The organism is Ancylobacter sp. TW_SC_1, from assembly GCF_056836805.1.
Genome location: NZ_CM166365.1, coordinates 2,858,073 through 2,873,265 on the forward strand (window position 1 = coordinate 2,858,073; position 15,193 = coordinate 2,873,265).

Annotated in this window: 15 protein-coding genes; 13 read left to right on the top strand and 2 right to left on the bottom strand. The window is 67.6% G+C overall.

The genetic code is table 11. The annotated features are described in order from the left end of the window. Window positions 1–11 precede the first annotated feature (11 nt). The 10 genes from eno to AC1PZ7_RS13230 all read left to right on the top strand — a co-directional run bounded on the left by eno (window position 12) and on the right by AC1PZ7_RS13230 (window position 9,528). Window positions 12–1,295, top strand: coding sequence for a phosphopyruvate hydratase (eno, locus tag AC1PZ7_RS13185; RefSeq protein ID WP_482355676.1), 1,284 nt, complete (start codon window positions 12–14; stop codon window positions 1,293–1,295). Between the two features lie 81 nt (window positions 1,296–1,376). Next, window positions 1,377–1,709: an FtsB family cell division protein gene (locus AC1PZ7_RS13190; RefSeq protein WP_482355677.1), complete on the top strand. Its 333-nt coding sequence runs from the start codon at window positions 1,377–1,379 to the stop codon at window positions 1,707–1,709. 243 nt (window positions 1,710–1,952) lie between these two features. After that, window positions 1,953–3,026 (top strand): pyruvate dehydrogenase (acetyl-transferring) E1 component subunit alpha, encoded by a 1,074-nt coding sequence (gene pdhA, locus AC1PZ7_RS13195; protein ID WP_482355678.1) that lies wholly within the window; start codon window positions 1,953–1,955, stop codon window positions 3,024–3,026. A 10-nt stretch (window positions 3,027–3,036) separates the two neighbouring features. Beyond that, window positions 3,037–3,336 (top strand): hypothetical protein, encoded by a 300-nt coding sequence (locus AC1PZ7_RS13200; protein WP_482355679.1) that lies wholly within the window; start codon window positions 3,037–3,039, stop codon window positions 3,334–3,336. A gap of 40 nt (window positions 3,337–3,376) precedes the next feature. Then, a complete protein-coding gene (locus AC1PZ7_RS13205; RefSeq protein ID WP_482355680.1) occupies window positions 3,377–4,792 on the top strand; it encodes a pyruvate dehydrogenase complex E1 component subunit beta in 1,416 nt (471 codons plus the stop codon). A gap of 14 nt (window positions 4,793–4,806) precedes the next feature. Then, window positions 4,807–6,171 (top strand): pyruvate dehydrogenase complex dihydrolipoamide acetyltransferase, encoded by a 1,365-nt coding sequence (locus AC1PZ7_RS13210; RefSeq protein WP_482355681.1) that lies wholly within the window; start codon window positions 4,807–4,809, stop codon window positions 6,169–6,171. A 9-nt stretch (window positions 6,172–6,180) separates the two neighbouring features. Next, window positions 6,181–7,596, top strand: coding sequence for a dihydrolipoyl dehydrogenase (gene lpdA / locus AC1PZ7_RS13215; protein WP_482355682.1), 1,416 nt, complete (start codon window positions 6,181–6,183; stop codon window positions 7,594–7,596). Between the two features lie 35 nt (window positions 7,597–7,631). Next, window positions 7,632–7,910 (top strand): GlsB/YeaQ/YmgE family stress response membrane protein, encoded by a 279-nt coding sequence (locus AC1PZ7_RS13220; protein WP_482355683.1) that lies wholly within the window; start codon window positions 7,632–7,634, stop codon window positions 7,908–7,910. Between the two features lie 154 nt (window positions 7,911–8,064). Continuing rightward, window positions 8,065–9,045, top strand: coding sequence for a lipoyl synthase (gene lipA, locus AC1PZ7_RS13225; protein WP_482355684.1), 981 nt, complete (start codon window positions 8,065–8,067; stop codon window positions 9,043–9,045). A 3-nt stretch (window positions 9,046–9,048) separates the two neighbouring features. Continuing rightward, window positions 9,049–9,528, top strand: a complete 480-nt coding sequence (locus tag AC1PZ7_RS13230) for a type II toxin-antitoxin system RatA family toxin (RefSeq protein ID WP_482355685.1) — start codon at window positions 9,049–9,051, stop codon at window positions 9,526–9,528. A gap of 69 nt (window positions 9,529–9,597) precedes the next feature. Here the strand turns inward: AC1PZ7_RS13230 and AC1PZ7_RS13235 are convergent, their stop codons facing one another. Both AC1PZ7_RS13235 and AC1PZ7_RS13240 read right to left on the bottom strand, forming a co-directional pair. Next, the gene (locus AC1PZ7_RS13235) at window positions 9,598–10,098 is read right to left on the bottom strand and encodes a CinA family protein (RefSeq protein ID WP_482355686.1); all 501 of its coding nucleotides are present in this window, start codon (window positions 10,096–10,098) and stop codon (window positions 9,598–9,600) included. Window positions 10,099–10,114: 16 nt separating this feature from the next. Continuing rightward, window positions 10,115–11,293: a bifunctional 2-C-methyl-D-erythritol 4-phosphate cytidylyltransferase/2-C-methyl-D-erythritol 2,4-cyclodiphosphate synthase gene (locus AC1PZ7_RS13240; RefSeq protein WP_482355687.1), complete on the bottom strand. Its 1,179-nt coding sequence runs from the start codon at window positions 11,291–11,293 to the stop codon at window positions 10,115–10,117. Window positions 11,294–11,516: 223 nt separating this feature from the next. On the opposite strand from AC1PZ7_RS13240, the gene dusB reads away from it, so the two are divergent. The 3 genes from dusB to ntrC are packed head-to-tail and all read left to right on the top strand — an operon-like array spanning window position 11,517 to window position 15,093. Next, window positions 11,517–12,512: a tRNA dihydrouridine synthase DusB gene (gene dusB / locus AC1PZ7_RS13245; protein WP_482359642.1), complete on the top strand. Its 996-nt coding sequence runs from the start codon at window positions 11,517–11,519 to the stop codon at window positions 12,510–12,512. Next, complete coding sequence (locus AC1PZ7_RS13250) at window positions 12,509–13,639, top strand: two-component system sensor histidine kinase NtrB (RefSeq protein ID WP_482355688.1); 1,131 nt, start codon at window positions 12,509–12,511, stop codon at window positions 13,637–13,639. Before dusB ends, AC1PZ7_RS13250 begins: the two co-directional genes overlap by 4 nt. A gap of 8 nt (window positions 13,640–13,647) precedes the next feature. Then, window positions 13,648–15,093: a nitrogen regulation protein NR(I) gene (gene ntrC, locus AC1PZ7_RS13255; protein ID WP_482355689.1), complete on the top strand. Its 1,446-nt coding sequence runs from the start codon at window positions 13,648–13,650 to the stop codon at window positions 15,091–15,093. The last annotated feature ends 100 nt before the right edge of the window (window positions 15,094–15,193 follow it).

Consider the following 15,193-nt stretch of genomic DNA (forward strand, 5'->3'; position numbering starts at 1 on the left):
TGGGGAAACGCATGACCGCCATCGTCGATATCGTTGGGCGTGAAATTCTGGACAGCCGCGGCAATCCGACCGTCGAGGTGGATGTGGTGCTGGAAGACGGCTCCACGGGCCGCGCCGCCGTTCCCTCCGGCGCCTCGACCGGCGCGCATGAGGCCGTCGAGCTGCGCGACGGCGACAAGGGGCGCTATCTCGGCAAGGGCGTGACCAAGGCGGTCGACGCGGTGAACGGCGAGATCTTCGACGCCATCGGCGGCATGGACGCCGAAGACCAGCCGGCCATCGACCAGATCCTGATCGAGCTCGACGGCACGCCGAACAAGGCGCGCCTGGGCGCCAATGCCATCCTCGGCGTGTCGCTGGCGCTGGCCAAGGCGGCCGCCGCTGCCCGCGACCTGCCGCTCTACCGCTATGTCGGCGGCGTCAATGCCCGCGTGCTGCCGGTGCCGATGATGAACATCGTCAATGGCGGCGCCCATGCCGACAACCCGATCGACTTCCAGGAATTCATGATCCTGCCGGTCGGCGCGCCGACCTTCGCGGAAGGCCTGCGCACCGGCGCGGAGATCTTCCACACGCTGAAGAAGGCCCTCAAGGACGCCGGCCACAACACCAATGTCGGCGACGAGGGCGGCTTCGCGCCGAACTTGCCTTCCGCCGACGCGGCCCTTGCCTTCGTGATGAAGGCGATCGAGACCGCCGGCTACAAGCCGGGCGAGGACGTGTTCATCGGCCTCGACTGCGCCTCGACCGAGTTCTTCAAGAACGGCAAGTACGACTATGAGGGCGAGGGCGTCGTTCGCGATATCGAGACGCAGGTGAAGTACCTCGCCGATCTCGTCGCCCGCTACCCGATCTGCACCGTCGAGGACGGCATGGCCGAGGATGACTGGGAGGGCTGGAAGCTCCTCACCGACACCATCGGCTCGAAGTGCCAGCTGGTCGGCGACGACCTGTTCGTCACCAACGTCACGCGGCTCGAAGCCGGCATCAAGCAGGGTGTCGCCAATTCGATCCTGGTGAAGGTCAACCAGATTGGCTCGCTGACCGAGACGCTCAACGCCGTCGAGATGGCGCACAAGGCCGGCTACACGGCGGTGATGTCGCATCGTTCGGGCGAGACCGAGGATTCGACCATCGCCGACCTCGCGGTGGCCACCAATTGCGGGCAGATCAAGACCGGCTCGCTGGCGCGCTCCGACCGTACCGCCAAGTACAACCAGCTGCTGCGCATCGAGCAGGAGCTCGGCCCGCAGGCGATCTATGCCGGCCGCGCCGCGCTGAAGGCGCTCGCCTGATCGGCTGATTTATCCCGGAAGCGCGCTTCCGGCCGACACGGTTAACGGAGCCTCAACCGACGCCGGTTAGGCTCCGTTTCCATGATCATACGTACCCGCTGGCGCTCCATTTTCCAGACCGTCACCCTGCATCTCGGGGCCGCGGCTCTGGTCGGCTATTTCGCCTTCCAGGGCTATAACGGCCAATACGGCCTGCTGGCCCGCCGCTCCTTCGAAAAGCAGCACGCCGACCTCACCGAGGAGCGCGACCGGCTGCATGCCCAGCGCGTGGCGCTCGAGGCGAAGGTGCGGCTGCTCTCTCCCGATCTGGTCGATGCCGACATGCTGGACGAGCAGGCGCGCGCGCTGCTCAACCTCATCAACCCCAGGGATCTGGTGCTGTTGCGCGCCCCTGCGGCGCCGCAAGCGCGATAAACCAAATATTCGTCGGACAGGGCATGCACTGGCATGCCAGGAACATCTTCATGGGAAACGTCGGAATTCCAGAAGCTTAACTTGAATTGAGTTAAACAGGTATTTTAACTTAAATTCGGTTCAGAGACGGAAACCATTGCGCTGACAACATGTTGTGCGCCGCAGCATTGCGTTGTGCGCGTAGCGCGGGCGGTAAAGGTGCGTTATGAAGCTCGTCGACCAATCCCGAGCTGAGGATGCGCCATGGTAGTCGCCGCCAAGAAATCGGCCGTCGGAAAAACCGCCAGCCCGAAAGCCCCTGCCAAGGCCGCCGCGAAAAGCCCGGCCCGCCGGTCGGAGAAGACGGCGTCGGTTCCCGAGTTCACGAAGGCCGAGGAACTCGAAGCCTATCGCCGGATGCTTGAGATCCGCCGTTTCGAGGAGAAGGCGGGCCAGCTCTACGGCATGGGCCTCATCGGCGGCTTCTGCCATCTCTATATCGGCCAGGAGGCCGTCGTCGTCGGCATGCAGTCGGCCCTCAGGGAGGGCGACCAGGTCATCACCGGCTATCGCGACCACGGCCACATGCTCGCCTGCGGCATGGATCCGAAGGGCGTCATGGCCGAGCTGACCGGCCGGCGCGGCGGCTATTCCAAGGGCAAGGGCGGCTCGATGCACATGTTCAGCACCGAGAAGGGCTTCTTCGGCGGCCACGGCATCGTCGGCGCGCAGGTGTCCCTCGGCACCGGCCTCGCCTTCGCCAACCACTACCGCGACAACGGCAATGTCACCCTGGCCTATTTCGGCGACGGCGCCGCCAATCAGGGCCAGGTCTATGAGAGCTTCAACATGGCGGAGCTCTGGAAGCTGCCGGTCGTCTACATCATCGAGAACAACCACTACGCCATGGGCACCGCGGTGAACCGCGCTTCCGCCCAGACCGATTTCTCCAGGCGCGGCACCTCCTTCAACATTCCCGGCGAGCAGGTCGACGGCATGGATGTGCGCGCGGTGAAGGCCGCCGGCGAGCGCGCGGTCGAGTTCGCCCGCTCCGGCAAGGGGCCCTACATCCTCGAAATGCTGACCTACCGCTATCGCGGCCACTCCATGTCCGATCCGGCCAAGTATCGGTCGAAGGAGGAGGTGCAGAAGATGCGCACCGAGCACGATCCGATCGAGCAGGTGCGCAACCGCCTTCTGGAAAAGAAGTGGGCCACCGAGGAGGAGCTCAAGGCGATCGACGCCGAGCTGCGCGACCAGATGAACGCGGCGGCGGATTTCGCCAGCGCCGACCCGGAGCCGGACCCGTCCGAGCTCTACACCGATATCCTGCGCTGAGCGCGGGCCGATGCTGGTCGAGTTCTTCTGGGTCTGCGTCGTCGCCGGCGTCTCGGCGGCCGCGGTGCTCTGGGTCCTGGCGGCCCGGCTCGCCTTCGGCGTGCTCCGGGCGAACCGCGCCGGCGTGGTCGGTTTCGCGCAGGCTGCGCTGTGGCCCTTCGGGGCGCGGCAGGCAGCCGGCACCTCGACCGCGACGGCGACCACGCTCAACAAGATGATGGTCGCCTTCTTCATTGCCATTCTCATCGCCATCGCCTCGATGGCCGTCTACAGCAACCTGACGTTCGTGCTTCCGGCACCGACGCAGTGACGCGCGATTTCTGACGCACGTTTCTTTGGGGAACGCCGCCATGCCGACCGAAGTTCTCATGCCTGCCCTGTCTCCCACCATGGAGAAGGGCAATCTCGCCAAGTGGCTCAAGAAAGAGGGCGACACGGTCAAGTCCGGCGACGTGATCGCCGAGATCGAGACCGACAAGGCGACCATGGAAGTCGAGGCCATCGACGAGGGCACGCTCGGCAAGATCCTGGTGCCGGAAGGCACGCAGGATGTCGCCGTGAACACGCCCATCGCGGTGATCCTCGCTGATGGCGAAGATGCAGGCGCGATGAGCGCGCCGAGCCCGAAGGCCGCCGAATCGGCGCCGCCGGTCGCAGCCGCCCCGCTCGAGCCCTCGCCCGTCGCCAGCTCGGCGCCCGCCGCCCCGGCGGTCGTCACCTCGGCGGTGGCCGCTCCGCCGCAGCCGGAAGCGCTGCCGGAGCCGGACGTTCCCGAAGGCACCGAATTCGTCAACCAGACCATGCGCGAGGCGCTGCGCGACGCCATGGCCGAGGAGATGCGCCGCGACGGCGACGTCTTCGTCATGGGCGAGGAGGTCGCCGAGTATCAGGGCGCCTACAAGATCACCCAGGGGCTGCTGCAGGAATTCGGCGCAAGGCGCGTCATCGACACGCCGATCACCGAGCATGGCTTTGCCGGCGTGGGCGTCGGCGCGGCGATGGCGGGGCTCAAGCCCATCGTCGAGTTCATGACCTTCAACTTCGCCATGCAGGCGATCGACCAGATCATCAATTCGGCCGCCAAGACGCTCTACATGTCGGGCGGGCAGGTGCACTGCTCCATCGTGTTCCGCGGCCCGAACGGCGCCGCCGCGCGCGTCGCCGCCCAGCACAGCCAGGACTACACCTCCTGGTACAGCCACATTCCCGGCCTGCGGGTCATCGCGCCCTATACGGCGGCCGACGCCAAGGGCCTGCTCAAGGCGGCGATCCGCGATCCGAACCCGGTGATCTTCCTCGAGAACGAGATTCTCTACGGTCACTCCTCGCTGGTGCCCAAGCTCGACGACTATGTCGTCCCGATCGGCAAGGCGAAGATCGCCCGCCCCGGCAAGGACGTGACGCTGGTGGCCTGGTCCATCGGCATGAACTATGCCCTGAAGGCGGCCGAGGAACTGTCCAAGCTCGGCATCGAGGCCGAGGTGATCGACCTGCGCACCATCCGTCCGATGGACGTCGAGACCATCATCGCCTCCGTGCAGAAGACCGGGCGCTGCGTCACCGTCGAGGAGGGCTGGAGCCAGTCCGGCGTCGGCGCGGAGATCGTCGCCCAGCTCATGGCCAAGGCGTTCGACTATCTCGACGCCCCCGTGCTGCGCGTCACCGGCAAGGACGTGCCGATGCCCTACGCCGCCAATCTCGAAAAGCTCGCTTTGCCGTCGGTGCAGGATGTCGTCGACGCCGCCCGGGCCGTGACCTATCGCTGAGGCCGGAGATCGCCATGTCCATCGAGATCCTGATGCCGGCCCTGTCTCCCACCATGGAGAAGGGCAATCTGGCCAAATGGCTGAAGAAGGAGGGCGACAAGGTCGCCCCCGGCGATGTCATCGCCGAGATCGAGACCGACAAGGCCACGATGGAAGTCGAGGCCATTGACGAGGGCACGCTGGCCAGGATCGTCGTGCCGGAAGGCACCGCCGACGTGCCGGTGAACCAGCTCATCGCGGTGCTCGCCACCGACGGCGAGGATGTGAAGGCGGTTGCCGCCGGCGCCGGCGCGGCGCCGGCGAAGGCCGAACCGCCGAAGGCCGAGCCCGCGAAGGTTGAAGCGCCCAAGGTCGAAGCGCCCAAGGCGCCCGAGCCCGCTCCGACCCCGGTTGTCGCGGCGGCTCCGGCCGCGGCGGCACACGCCTCGGGCGAGCGGGTCTTTTCCTCGCCGCTGGCACGCCGTCTCGCCAAGGAGAAGGGCGTCGACCTTGCCGGGGTGAAGGGGTCCGGCCCGCATGGCCGCATCGTCGCCGCCGATGTCGAGGCCGCGCCGGTCGGCGGTGCCGCCAAGGCGGCTCCGGTCGCCGCTGCGCCGGCCTCCGTACCGGCCGCCGCCGCGCCGGTGTCGAACAGTGCGCTGCTGGAGCAGGTGAAGGCGTTCTACGAGCCCGGCACCTACGAGGAAGTGCCGCTCGACGCCATGCGCCGCGTCATCGCCCAGCGCATGGCCGAGGCCCGGCAGACGGTGCCGACCTTCTACCTCACCGTCGACTGCGATATGGACGCGCTGCTGAAGCTGCGCGAGGAGCTGAACAAGGCGGCTCCCGAGAAGGACGGCAAGCCGGCCTACAAGCTCTCGGTCAACGACTTCGTCATCAAGGCCTATGCGCTCGCCTTCCAGCAGGTGCCGGATGCCAACCAGGTGTGGGGCGGCGACCGCTACCTCAAGCTGAAGCACTCCGACATCGGCGTCGCGGTGGCGATCGACGGCGGCAAGGGCCTGCTGACCCCGATCATCCGCAAGGCCGAGACCAAGACGCTCTCGACCATCTCGAACGAGACCCGCGACTTCGCGGCGCGCGCCCGCAACAAGAAGCTGATGCCGCACGAATATCAGGGCGGCTCGTCGGCGATTTCGAACCTCGGCATGTTTGGAATCAAGGACTTCACGGCAATCATTAATCCGCCGCATGCGACGATCCTCGCGGTCGGCGCCAGCGAGCAGCGCGCCGTTGTGAAAAAGGGCGAGCTTGCCGTGGCGACGGTGATGACCGTCACCATATCCTGCGACCACCGCGTGATGGACGGCGCCATGGGCGCGCAGCTCATCGGCGCGTTCAAGCAGATCATCGAAAAGCCGATGTCGATGCTGGTCTGAGGAACGATCATGGCGAACAATTACGACGTCCTCTTCATCGGCTCCGGCCCCGGCGGCTATGTCGGGGCCATCCGCGCCGCCCAGCTCGGCCTCAAGGTCGGCGTGGTGGAGCGCTCCTATGTCGGCGGCATCTGCCCGAACTGGGGCTGCATCCCGGCCAAGGCGCTGCTGCGCTCGGCCGAGATCTTCCACTACATCGAGCACGCCAAGGACTACGGCCTCATCGCCGAGAAGGCGGGCGTCGACATCGCCGGCGTGGTGAAGCGCTCGCGCGGCATCGCGGCGCAGATGAGCAATGGCGTCGGCTTCCTGTTGAAGAAGAACAAGGTCGACGTGATCTGGGGGCAGGCGACCATCACCGCCCCCGGCAAGGTCTCCGTCGCCGCCGGCGAGGGGGCTCCCAAGGGGGCGCTGCCGGCCGGCGAGTACACCGCCAAGAACATCGTCATCGCCACCGGCGCCCGCCCGCGCGCATTGCCCGGCATCGAGCCGGACAAGAAGCTGGTCTGGACCTATTTCGAGGCGCTGGCGCCGGCCAGCGTGCCGAAGTCGCTGCTGATCATGGGCTCGGGCGCCATCGGCGTCGAGTTCGCGTCGTTCTACCACGCGATGGGTTCGCAGGTGACGATCGTCGAGCTGCTGCCGCAGATCCTTCCCGTCGAGGACGAGGAGATCGCCGAGCACGCCCGCAAGCGCTTCGAGAAGCAGGGCATCAAGATCCTCTCCGGCGCCAAGGTCTCCAAGGTGGTGAAGGGAGCCGACAGCGTCACCGCCACGGTCGAGACGGCGGACGGCAAGAGCCAGTCCATCACCGCCGACCGGCTGATCTCCGCCGTCGGCGTGGTCGGCAACATCGAGAATCTCGGCCTCGAGAAGCTCGGCGTGAAGACCGATCGCGGCTGCGTGGTGATCGACGGGCTGTGCCGCACCAACGTGCCCGGCATCTGGGCGATCGGCGACGTCGCCGGCCCGCCCATGCTGGCCCACAAGGCCGAGCATGAGGGCGTGATCGCCGCCGAGGCCATCGCCGGCAAGCACGCTCACCCGATGGACAAGCTGATGATTCCCGGCTGCACCTACTGCATGCCGCAGGTCGCCTCCGTCGGCCTGACGGAAAAGAAGGCGAAGGAAGCCGGTTTCGAGATCAAGGTCGGCCGCTTCCCGTTCATCGGCAACGGCAAGGCGGTGGCGCTCGGCGAGCCGGAGGGGCTGGTGAAGACCATCTTCGACGCCAAGACCGGCCGGCTGCTCGGCGCGCATCTCGTCGGCGCGGAAGTCACCGAACTCATCCAGGGCTTCGTGCTGGCGATGAATCTGGAGACCACCGAGGAAGAGCTGATCAACGCGGTCTTCCCGCACCCGACGGTTTCTGAGACGATGCATGAGAGCGTGCTCAACGCGTATGGGCGCGCCATCCATATCTAGTGCGGACCGCATGGTCCGTGGGGCGGGAGCCAGCGATGGAAATTGAGACCTATTCGGCCCTGAACGAGCCGGGCGTCGGCTGGTTCACCATGATCGTCATCGGCCTGCTGGCGGGCTGGATCGCCGAGCGGGTGACGGAGAGCGATCACGGCCTTTTCGCCAACCTCATCTTCGGTCTGGTCGGCGCCTTCCTCGGCAAGTACCTCGCCGAGATGGCGGCGATTCCGGTCTTCGGTTTCTTCCGCACCCTGATCGCCGCCACGGTGGGCGCCATCATCGTGCTGTTCCTGTGGCGCAAGGTCCGCGGCCGGTGATTTCCGGCGGGCGGGGCCTCGGCTAGGTCCCGCCGTCATGCGTCCCGCAGGGGGCGGATGCGTCGGCGGCGCTCTTTCGCCGGGGCCGGGCAAGGCTTAACTGTGGGGCACCCGGCCAGCCTGCCGGGCGTCGCGTGCAGCGAGCGGAAAACGAATGGTCGTCGTTCTCAACACCCTCAATCGCGCTCTCGAAAAGCCCCGTCACCCGGAAAAGGTGAAGCGGGCCGAGACGCCGGTGCTCAAGAAGCCGGACTGGATTCGTGTGCGCGCGCCCGGCACGCCGGGCTGGCAGGAGACGGCGGACATCGTCCGCGCCAACGGCCTCGTCACCGTGTGCGAGGAGGCGAGCTGCCCGAATATCGGCGAGTGCTGGCAGAAGAAGCACGCCACCTTCATGATCATGGGCGACACCTGCACGCGCGCCTGTGCCTTCTGCAATGTGCGCACCGGCATGCCCGGCCCGCTGGACCGGGACGAGCCGCAGAAGGTGGCCGACGCCGTCGCCCGTCTCGGGCTCGAGCACGTCGTCGTCACCTCGGTCGACCGCGACGATCTCGCCGATGGCGGCGCCGAACACTTCGCCCGCACCATCCGCGCCATCCGCGCCACCAGCCCGAAAACCACGATCGAGATCCTGACGCCGGACTTCCTGCGCAAGGACGGCGCGCTCGAAGTGGTGGTCGAGGCGCGGCCGGACGTGTTCAACCACAATCTCGAATGCGTGCCCTCGCTGTATCTCAAGGTGCGGCCCGGCGCGCGCTACTTCCATTCGCTGCGCCTGCTGCAGCGGGTGAAGGAGCTGGACCCGTCCATCTTCACCAAGTCCGGTATCATGGTCGGCCTCGGCGAGGTGCGCAACGAGGTGCTGCAGCTCATGGACGACCTGCGTTCGGCGGATATCGACTTCATGACCATCGGCCAGTACCTGCAGCCGACCCGCAAGCACCATCCGGTGATGGCCTTCGTAACGCCGGAGGAGTTCAAGTCCTACGAGACCGTCGCTTACGCCAAGGGCTTCCTGATGGTGTCGTCGAGCCCGCTGACGCGCTCGTCGCACCATGCCGGCGAGGATTTCGCCCGGCTGCGCGCGGCGCGCGCGGGCAAGCTGGGCGCGGCGGCTTTCGCCAACGCCTGAGCCATGCCGTCCTTCCGCAGCAGGCGGCACGTCCGCCACTCCGCCGCCGAGATGTTCGCATTGGTGGCGGACGTCGAGCGCTATCCCGAATTCGTGCCGCTGTGCGAGAGCCTCCATGTGCGCCGGCGCGTGGCCAGCGGGGAGGGCGTCGACATCCTCGTCGCCGACATGAGCGTAGCCTACAAGATGTTCCGCGAGAGCTTCACCAGCCGCGTCACGCTCGACCGGCCACGGCTGTCCATCGTGGTGGAATATCTCGACGGCCCGTTCAGCCGGCTGGAGAATCGCTGGACCTTCAGGCCGCAGGACGAGCGGAGCTGCGACGTCGAGTTCTTCATCTCCTACGAGTTCCGCTCGCGCACGCTCGGCCTGCTCATGGGCGCGATGTTCGACGCCGCCTTCCGGCGTTTCGCGGAGGCTTTCGAGGCCCGGGCCGACGAGGTGTATGGGCGCGGCGAGCGCCCGCTCGCGCCGGCGGGGTAGGGCAGGCCGCCTACGCCGTCATCCTGCACGGACGCAGGCCGATCCGGGATCGTCGTCGGAATGGAAAGGCTACCGCGCCGCGAGTTCCGCCAGCATGGCGAGCGCGGTGAGAACGGAGAGCCGGCGCACGCCGGCGCGGTCCTGCCCGGCGAAAATTTCGCGACGGACGATGACATCGCCCTGGCGGTTACCGGCGGCGAAATGGACGAGGCCGACCGGCTTGTCCGCCGAGCCGCCGCCGGGGCCGGCAATGCCGGTGATGGAAACGCCGAGCGAGGTCTTGGCGACGCGCAGCAGCCCGGCGACCATCTCGCGGGCGGTTTCCTCGCTCACCGCGCCATGCGCTTCGAGGGTCGCGGGAGACACGCCGAGCATCTCCTGCTTGGCGGCGTTGGAATAGGTGACGAAGCCCCGGTCGACGACATCGGACGAACCGGCAATGTCGGTGAGAGCGCCGGCGACGAGCCCGCCGGTGCAGGATTCGGCGGTCGCGACGGTGAGGCCGCGGGCGCGGCACAGATCCAGCACCCGGATGGCCTCCAGGTCTATGGCGTCACGGGTCTCGTCCATGGCCGGCTCCTCTTGCTCAGTCCACCCAGGGCAGGCGGACGGTGGCCGCCGCCAGTGCGGCGATGCCTTCGCGCCGGCCGGTGAAGCCAAGCTGCTCGCTGGTAGTGGCCTTCACGCTGACCCGCGCGACGGCGATGTCGGCGATGGCGGCGATCCGCTCGCGCATCGCCTCGCGATGCGGGCCGATCTTCGGCGCCTCGCAGATCACCGTCGCATCGAGATGGGCGATGCGCCCGCCGGCGGCGCGCACGAGGCCGGCGGCGTGGGCGAGGAACTGGTCGGAGGCGGCCCCTTTCCACTGCGGATCGGAGGGCGGGAAGTGGTGGCCGATATCGCCGTGGCCGATGGTGCCGAGCAGGGCGTCGGTCAATGCGTGCAGCACGACATCCGCATCGGAATGGCCGGCGAGCCCCATCGTGTGCGGAATGCGCAGGCCGCCGAGCACGACATGGTCGCCCGGACCGAAGGCGTGGACGTCGAAGCCGGTGGCGGTGCGCACATCGGCGAGTTCGGCGAGGGCGTTGCGTTCGGCGGTCACGAAATCCTCGGGCGTGGTGAGCTTGATGTTGGCGGGATCGCCGGGGAAGGTCGCGACCCGGTGTCCGGCGGCCTCCGCCACCGCGGCGTCGTCGGTCAGGTCGTCCTGGCCGGCCTGGGCACGGTGCGCGGCGAGGATGAGATCGTAGCGGAAGGATTGCGGGGTCTGCACGCCGCGGATGAGGTTGCGGTCCGGCCCGGTGGCGACGAAGCCGGCTCCCGCGACGGCCTTGAGCGTGTCGACCACCGCCAGCACCGGCACCGCCGCGCCATGGATGGCCGCCGTCGCGATCGCATCGGTGACGAGGCGGGCGGAGACGAAAGGACGCGCCGCATCATGGATCAGCACGACATCGGGTGGATCGTGCGCCAGGGCCTCCAGTCCCGCGCGGACCGAGGCCTGCCGCGTGGCGCCGCCGGGCACCGGCGGCAGCACGCCATCGAGGCCGGCGATGACGCCGGCGCAACGCGCGGCATGATCGGTGGAGATCACCGGCTGCACGAAGCGTATGCCGGGCTGGTCGGCAAAACGGGCAAGGGTGCGGCGCAGGACCGGCTGGCCGGCCAGGATGCGGTATTGCTTGGGCAGACCCTCGCCCGCTCTTTGGCCGCTTCCTGCTGCCACCACGATCACGTCCGTGCGCATCTCAGTATGCATCCACCCTTCCGCTGGCTGCCGCTTCATCAGCGCAGGCTTGCCCTGCGGCCTCGTTTAGCGCAAAAGCGGCCCTCAATTGCAAAAGATTTGGCATAAGGCATTTGCAAGGGTTGATGACACGCGCGGCGTGGCTATTATATAGGCACCGCTGGTCGGGCTTATTAAATGTGCATCGAGTGATCGCCGCTTGCCCCCTTCTTCTGCTGCAGCCACCCCTCTCCAAATCGGCCCGGTGACGGTGCCGACGGCGGTCGTGCTCGCACCCATGGCCGGGATCACCGACGCCCCGATGCGGCGCATGGCGTTGCGCTACGGCGCCGGTCTCGCCGTTTCCGAAATGGTCGCGTCCGGTGCTCTCGAATCGGGCCATGAAGAGACCATGCTGCGGGCGGAAGGCGCCGGCGTGGCGCTGCACGCGGTGCAGCTTGCCGGCAACGAGCCGGAATCGATGGCCCGCGCGGCCCGTATGGCGGAAGCGGCGGGGGCGGCGATCATCGACATCAACATGGGGTGCCCGGCCAAGCGGGTGACCACCGGGCTGGCCGGCTCGGCGCTGCTGCGCGACCTCGACCTCGCCACGCGCATCATCGAGCAGGTCGTCGGCGCGGTGGGCGTGCCGGTGACGCTGAAGACCCGCCTCGGCTGGGACGACAGCGCGCTGGTGGCGCCCGAACTCGCCCGCCGCGCCGAGGCGATCGGCGTGCGCCTGATCACCATTCACGGCCGCACGCGCTGCCAGTTCTACACCGGCCGCGCCGACTGGGCGGCGATCCGGCGGATCAAGGAGGCGGTCAACATCCCCGTCCTCGCCAATGGCGACCTCGTCGATGCGTCGGACGCACCGGCCATGCTGGCCGCCTCGGGCGCCGACGGGCTGATGATCGGACGCGGCGCGCAGGGCCGGCCCTGGTTCCCCGGGCAGGTCGCCGAGCGCCTGCGCACCGGCCGCACGCCGGCCGATCCGGCGCCTGACGAGCAGCGCGACGTGCTGCTGGAACTCTATGAGGGCTGGCTGTCGCATTACGGCCGCGAGCTCGGCATGCGCTGCGCCCGCAAGCATATCGGCTGGTCGCTGGCCGCCGTGGCGGCAACGGCCGGTCGGGAGCCGGACGCCGCCAAGGGCTGGCGCCAGCGACTTCTCACCCTTGAGGACCCCGGACGCGTCGTTGCCGGGATCCGCGACGCTTATGACGACATTGGATGGAGAGTCGCGGCATGAACTCGGGTTCCCCGCAAACGACCGGCCTGCGCGCCAGCAGCGCGACCGCGGAAGCTGTGGTGAATGCCCTGCCGCATCCGGTCATCACGGTCGCGGAAGACAATCGCATGGTCGACGCCAATGTCGCCGCCGAGGCCTTTTTCGAGGCCTCGCTGGCGGTGCTGACGCGGCATCGACTGCAGGAGTTCGTGCCCTTCGGCAGCCCGATCCTGTCGCTGGTCGATCAGGTGCGGACACGCGGCGCGGCGGTGAACGAGTATCGCGTCGATCTCGGCACGCCGCGCAATGGCGGCGAGCGCATCGTCGACATCCATGTCGCGCCGTTGGCGGAAGTGCCCGGCTATGTGGTGATCATGCTCCAGGAACGCACCATCGCCGACAAGATGGACCGCCAGCTGACCCATCGCGGCGCCGCCCGTTCGGTGACGGCGCTGGCCTCCATGCTCGCCCATGAGATCAAGAACCCGCTCTCCGGCATTCGCGGCGCGGCGCAGCTGCTCGAACTGTCCGCCAGTGACGACGACCGTTCGCTGACGCGGCTGATCACCGACGAGGCCGACCGGATCGTGAAGCTGGTCGACCGCATGGAGGTGTTTTCCGACGAGCGGCCGATCGAGCGCGAGCCGGTGAACATCCACGCCGTGCTGGAGCATGTGCGTGCACTGGCGAGTAGCGGATTCGCCCGCAACATCCGCTTCGTCGAGGAGTACGACCCCTCGCTGCCGCCGGTGCTGGCCAACCGCGATCAGCTCGTCCAGGTGTTCCTCAATCTGGTGAAGAATGCCGCCGAGGCGATCGGCGACTCGTCGGACGGCGAGATCCAGCTCACCACCGCCTTCCGCCCCGGCGTGCGCCTCATGGTGCCCGGCGCGCCGGCGCGGGTGAGCCTGCCGCTCGAATTCTGCGTGAAGGACAACGGCCCGGGCGTGCCCGAGGACCTCATGCCTCACCTGTTCGATCCTTTCGTCACCACAAAGCCGACCGGCACCGGGCTTGGCCTCGCGCTGGTCGCCAAGATCGTGGGTGACCACGGCGGCATCATCGAATGCGACAGCCAGCCGCGCCGCACCACGTTCCGTGTCCTCATGCCCATGTATCGCGGTACCCGCGGTAGCGAGAAGAGTTGAGATTCGCCATGCCGACGGGAAGTATCCTGGTTGCCGATGACGACGCCGCCATCCGCACCGTGCTCAATCAGGCGCTGTCGCGAGCGGGCTATGAGGTGCGCTCCTGCGGCAATGCCGCGACGCTGTGGCGCTGGGTCAGCCAGGGCGACGGCGACCTCGTGATCACCGACGTGGTGATGCCGGACGAGAACGCCTTCGACCTGCTGCCGCGCATCAAGAAGGTGCGGCCGGACCTGCCGGTCATCGTCATGAGCGCGCAGAACACCTTCATGACCGCGATCCGCGCCTCGGAAAAGGGCGCCTACGAATATCTGCCCAAGCCCTTCGACCTGAAGGAGCTGATCTCCATCGTCGGCCGTGCGCTGTCGGAGCCGAAGAAGCCGGAGAACGCGCTCAAGAGCCTGGGCGAGGACGCTGACAACATCCCGCTCGTCGGCCGCTCGCCGGCGATGCAGGACATCTATCGCGTGCTGGCGCGGCTGATGCAGACCGACCTCACCGTGATGATCGCCGGCGAGAGCGGCACCGGCAAGGAACTGGTGGCGCGCGCGCTGCACGACTATGGCAAGCGCCGCAACGGACCCTTCGTCGCCATCAACATGGCGGCGATCCCGCGCGACCTCATCGAATCCGAGCTGTTCGGCCACGAGAAGGGCGCCTTCACCGGCGCCAATGCGCGCTCGGCCGGCCGCTTCGAACAGGCCGAGAGCGGCACGCTGTTCCTCGACGAGATCGGCGACATGCCGATGGAGGCGCAGACGCGGCTGCTGCGCGTGCTGCAGCAGGGCGAGTACACGACGGTGGGCGGACGCACGCCGATCAAGACCGACGTCCGCATCGTCGCGGCGACCAACAAGGATCTGCGCATCCTCATCCAGCAGGGCCTGTTCCGCGAGGACCTGTTCTTCCGCCTCAATGTGGTGCCCTTGCGGCTGCCGCCGCTGCGCGAGCGTGCCGAGGACGTGCCGGATCTCGCCCGCCACTTCTTCCTGCAGGCGGAGCGCGAGGGACTGCCGCGCAAGCAGATCGACGCCGCCGCGCTCGACCGGCTGAAGCGCTATCGCTGGCCGGGCAATGTGCGCGAGCTGGAGAACCTGATCCGCCGCCTCGCCGCGCTCTATCCGCAGGAAGTGATCACCGCCTCGATCATCGAGGCCGAGCTGTCGACGCCGATCTCGATGCCGACTCCGGAGGAGAACGGGCAGGACGAGACGCTGTCCTCCTCGGTCGAGCGACACCTCAATACCTACTTTGGTGGCTTCGGCGAGAACCTGCCGCCACCCGGCCTCTATCACCGCATTCTGAAGGATGTGGAGTATCCGCTGCTCTCCGCCGCGCTGGCGGCGACCCGCGGCAACCAGATCAAGGCGGCCGAGCTGCTCGGGCTCAACCGCAACACGCTGCGCAAGAAGATCCGCGATCTCGACATCCAGATAATCCGCACGAGTCGGTGATCGGCGGGCGGCCCCTGCGAATAAAGGCGGGGGCTGCTCGCCAATGTCACATTTTTGCACCAGTGTCATATCACTGCATCACTGAGGCATGCTGATTCCC

What these genes read in the sequence shown, in the direction of transcription:
- AC1PZ7_RS13250 (WP_482355688.1), top strand. Translation starts at nt 12,509, where the DNA reads ATGAACTCGGGTTCCCCGCAAACGACCGGCCTGCGCGCCAGCAGCGCG.
- pdhA (WP_482355678.1), top strand. Translation starts at nt 1,953, where the DNA reads ATGGTAGTCGCCGCCAAGAAATCGGCCGTCGGAAAAACCGCCAGCCCG.
- lipA (WP_482355684.1), top strand. Translation starts at nt 8,065, where the DNA reads ATGGTCGTCGTTCTCAACACCCTCAATCGCGCTCTCGAAAAGCCCCGT.
- AC1PZ7_RS13190 (WP_482355677.1), top strand. Translation starts at nt 1,377, where the DNA reads ATGATCATACGTACCCGCTGGCGCTCCATTTTCCAGACCGTCACCCTG.
- lpdA (WP_482355682.1), top strand. Translation starts at nt 6,181, where the DNA reads ATGGCGAACAATTACGACGTCCTCTTCATCGGCTCCGGCCCCGGCGGC.
- eno (WP_482355676.1), top strand. Translation starts at nt 12, where the DNA reads ATGACCGCCATCGTCGATATCGTTGGGCGTGAAATTCTGGACAGCCGC.
- AC1PZ7_RS13205 (WP_482355680.1), top strand. Translation starts at nt 3,377, where the DNA reads ATGCCGACCGAAGTTCTCATGCCTGCCCTGTCTCCCACCATGGAGAAG.
- AC1PZ7_RS13220 (WP_482355683.1), top strand. Translation starts at nt 7,632, where the DNA reads ATGGAAATTGAGACCTATTCGGCCCTGAACGAGCCGGGCGTCGGCTGG.
- AC1PZ7_RS13200 (WP_482355679.1), top strand. Translation starts at nt 3,037, where the DNA reads ATGCTGGTCGAGTTCTTCTGGGTCTGCGTCGTCGCCGGCGTCTCGGCG.
- AC1PZ7_RS13240 (WP_482355687.1), bottom strand. Translation starts at nt 11,293, where the DNA reads ATGCATACTGAGATGCGCACGGACGTGATCGTGGTGGCAGCAGGAAGC.
- AC1PZ7_RS13235 (WP_482355686.1), bottom strand. Translation starts at nt 10,098, where the DNA reads ATGGACGAGACCCGTGACGCCATAGACCTGGAGGCCATCCGGGTGCTG.
- AC1PZ7_RS13230 (WP_482355685.1), top strand. Translation starts at nt 9,049, where the DNA reads ATGCCGTCCTTCCGCAGCAGGCGGCACGTCCGCCACTCCGCCGCCGAG.
- ntrC (WP_482355689.1), top strand. Translation starts at nt 13,648, where the DNA reads ATGCCGACGGGAAGTATCCTGGTTGCCGATGACGACGCCGCCATCCGC.
- AC1PZ7_RS13210 (WP_482355681.1), top strand. Translation starts at nt 4,807, where the DNA reads ATGTCCATCGAGATCCTGATGCCGGCCCTGTCTCCCACCATGGAGAAG.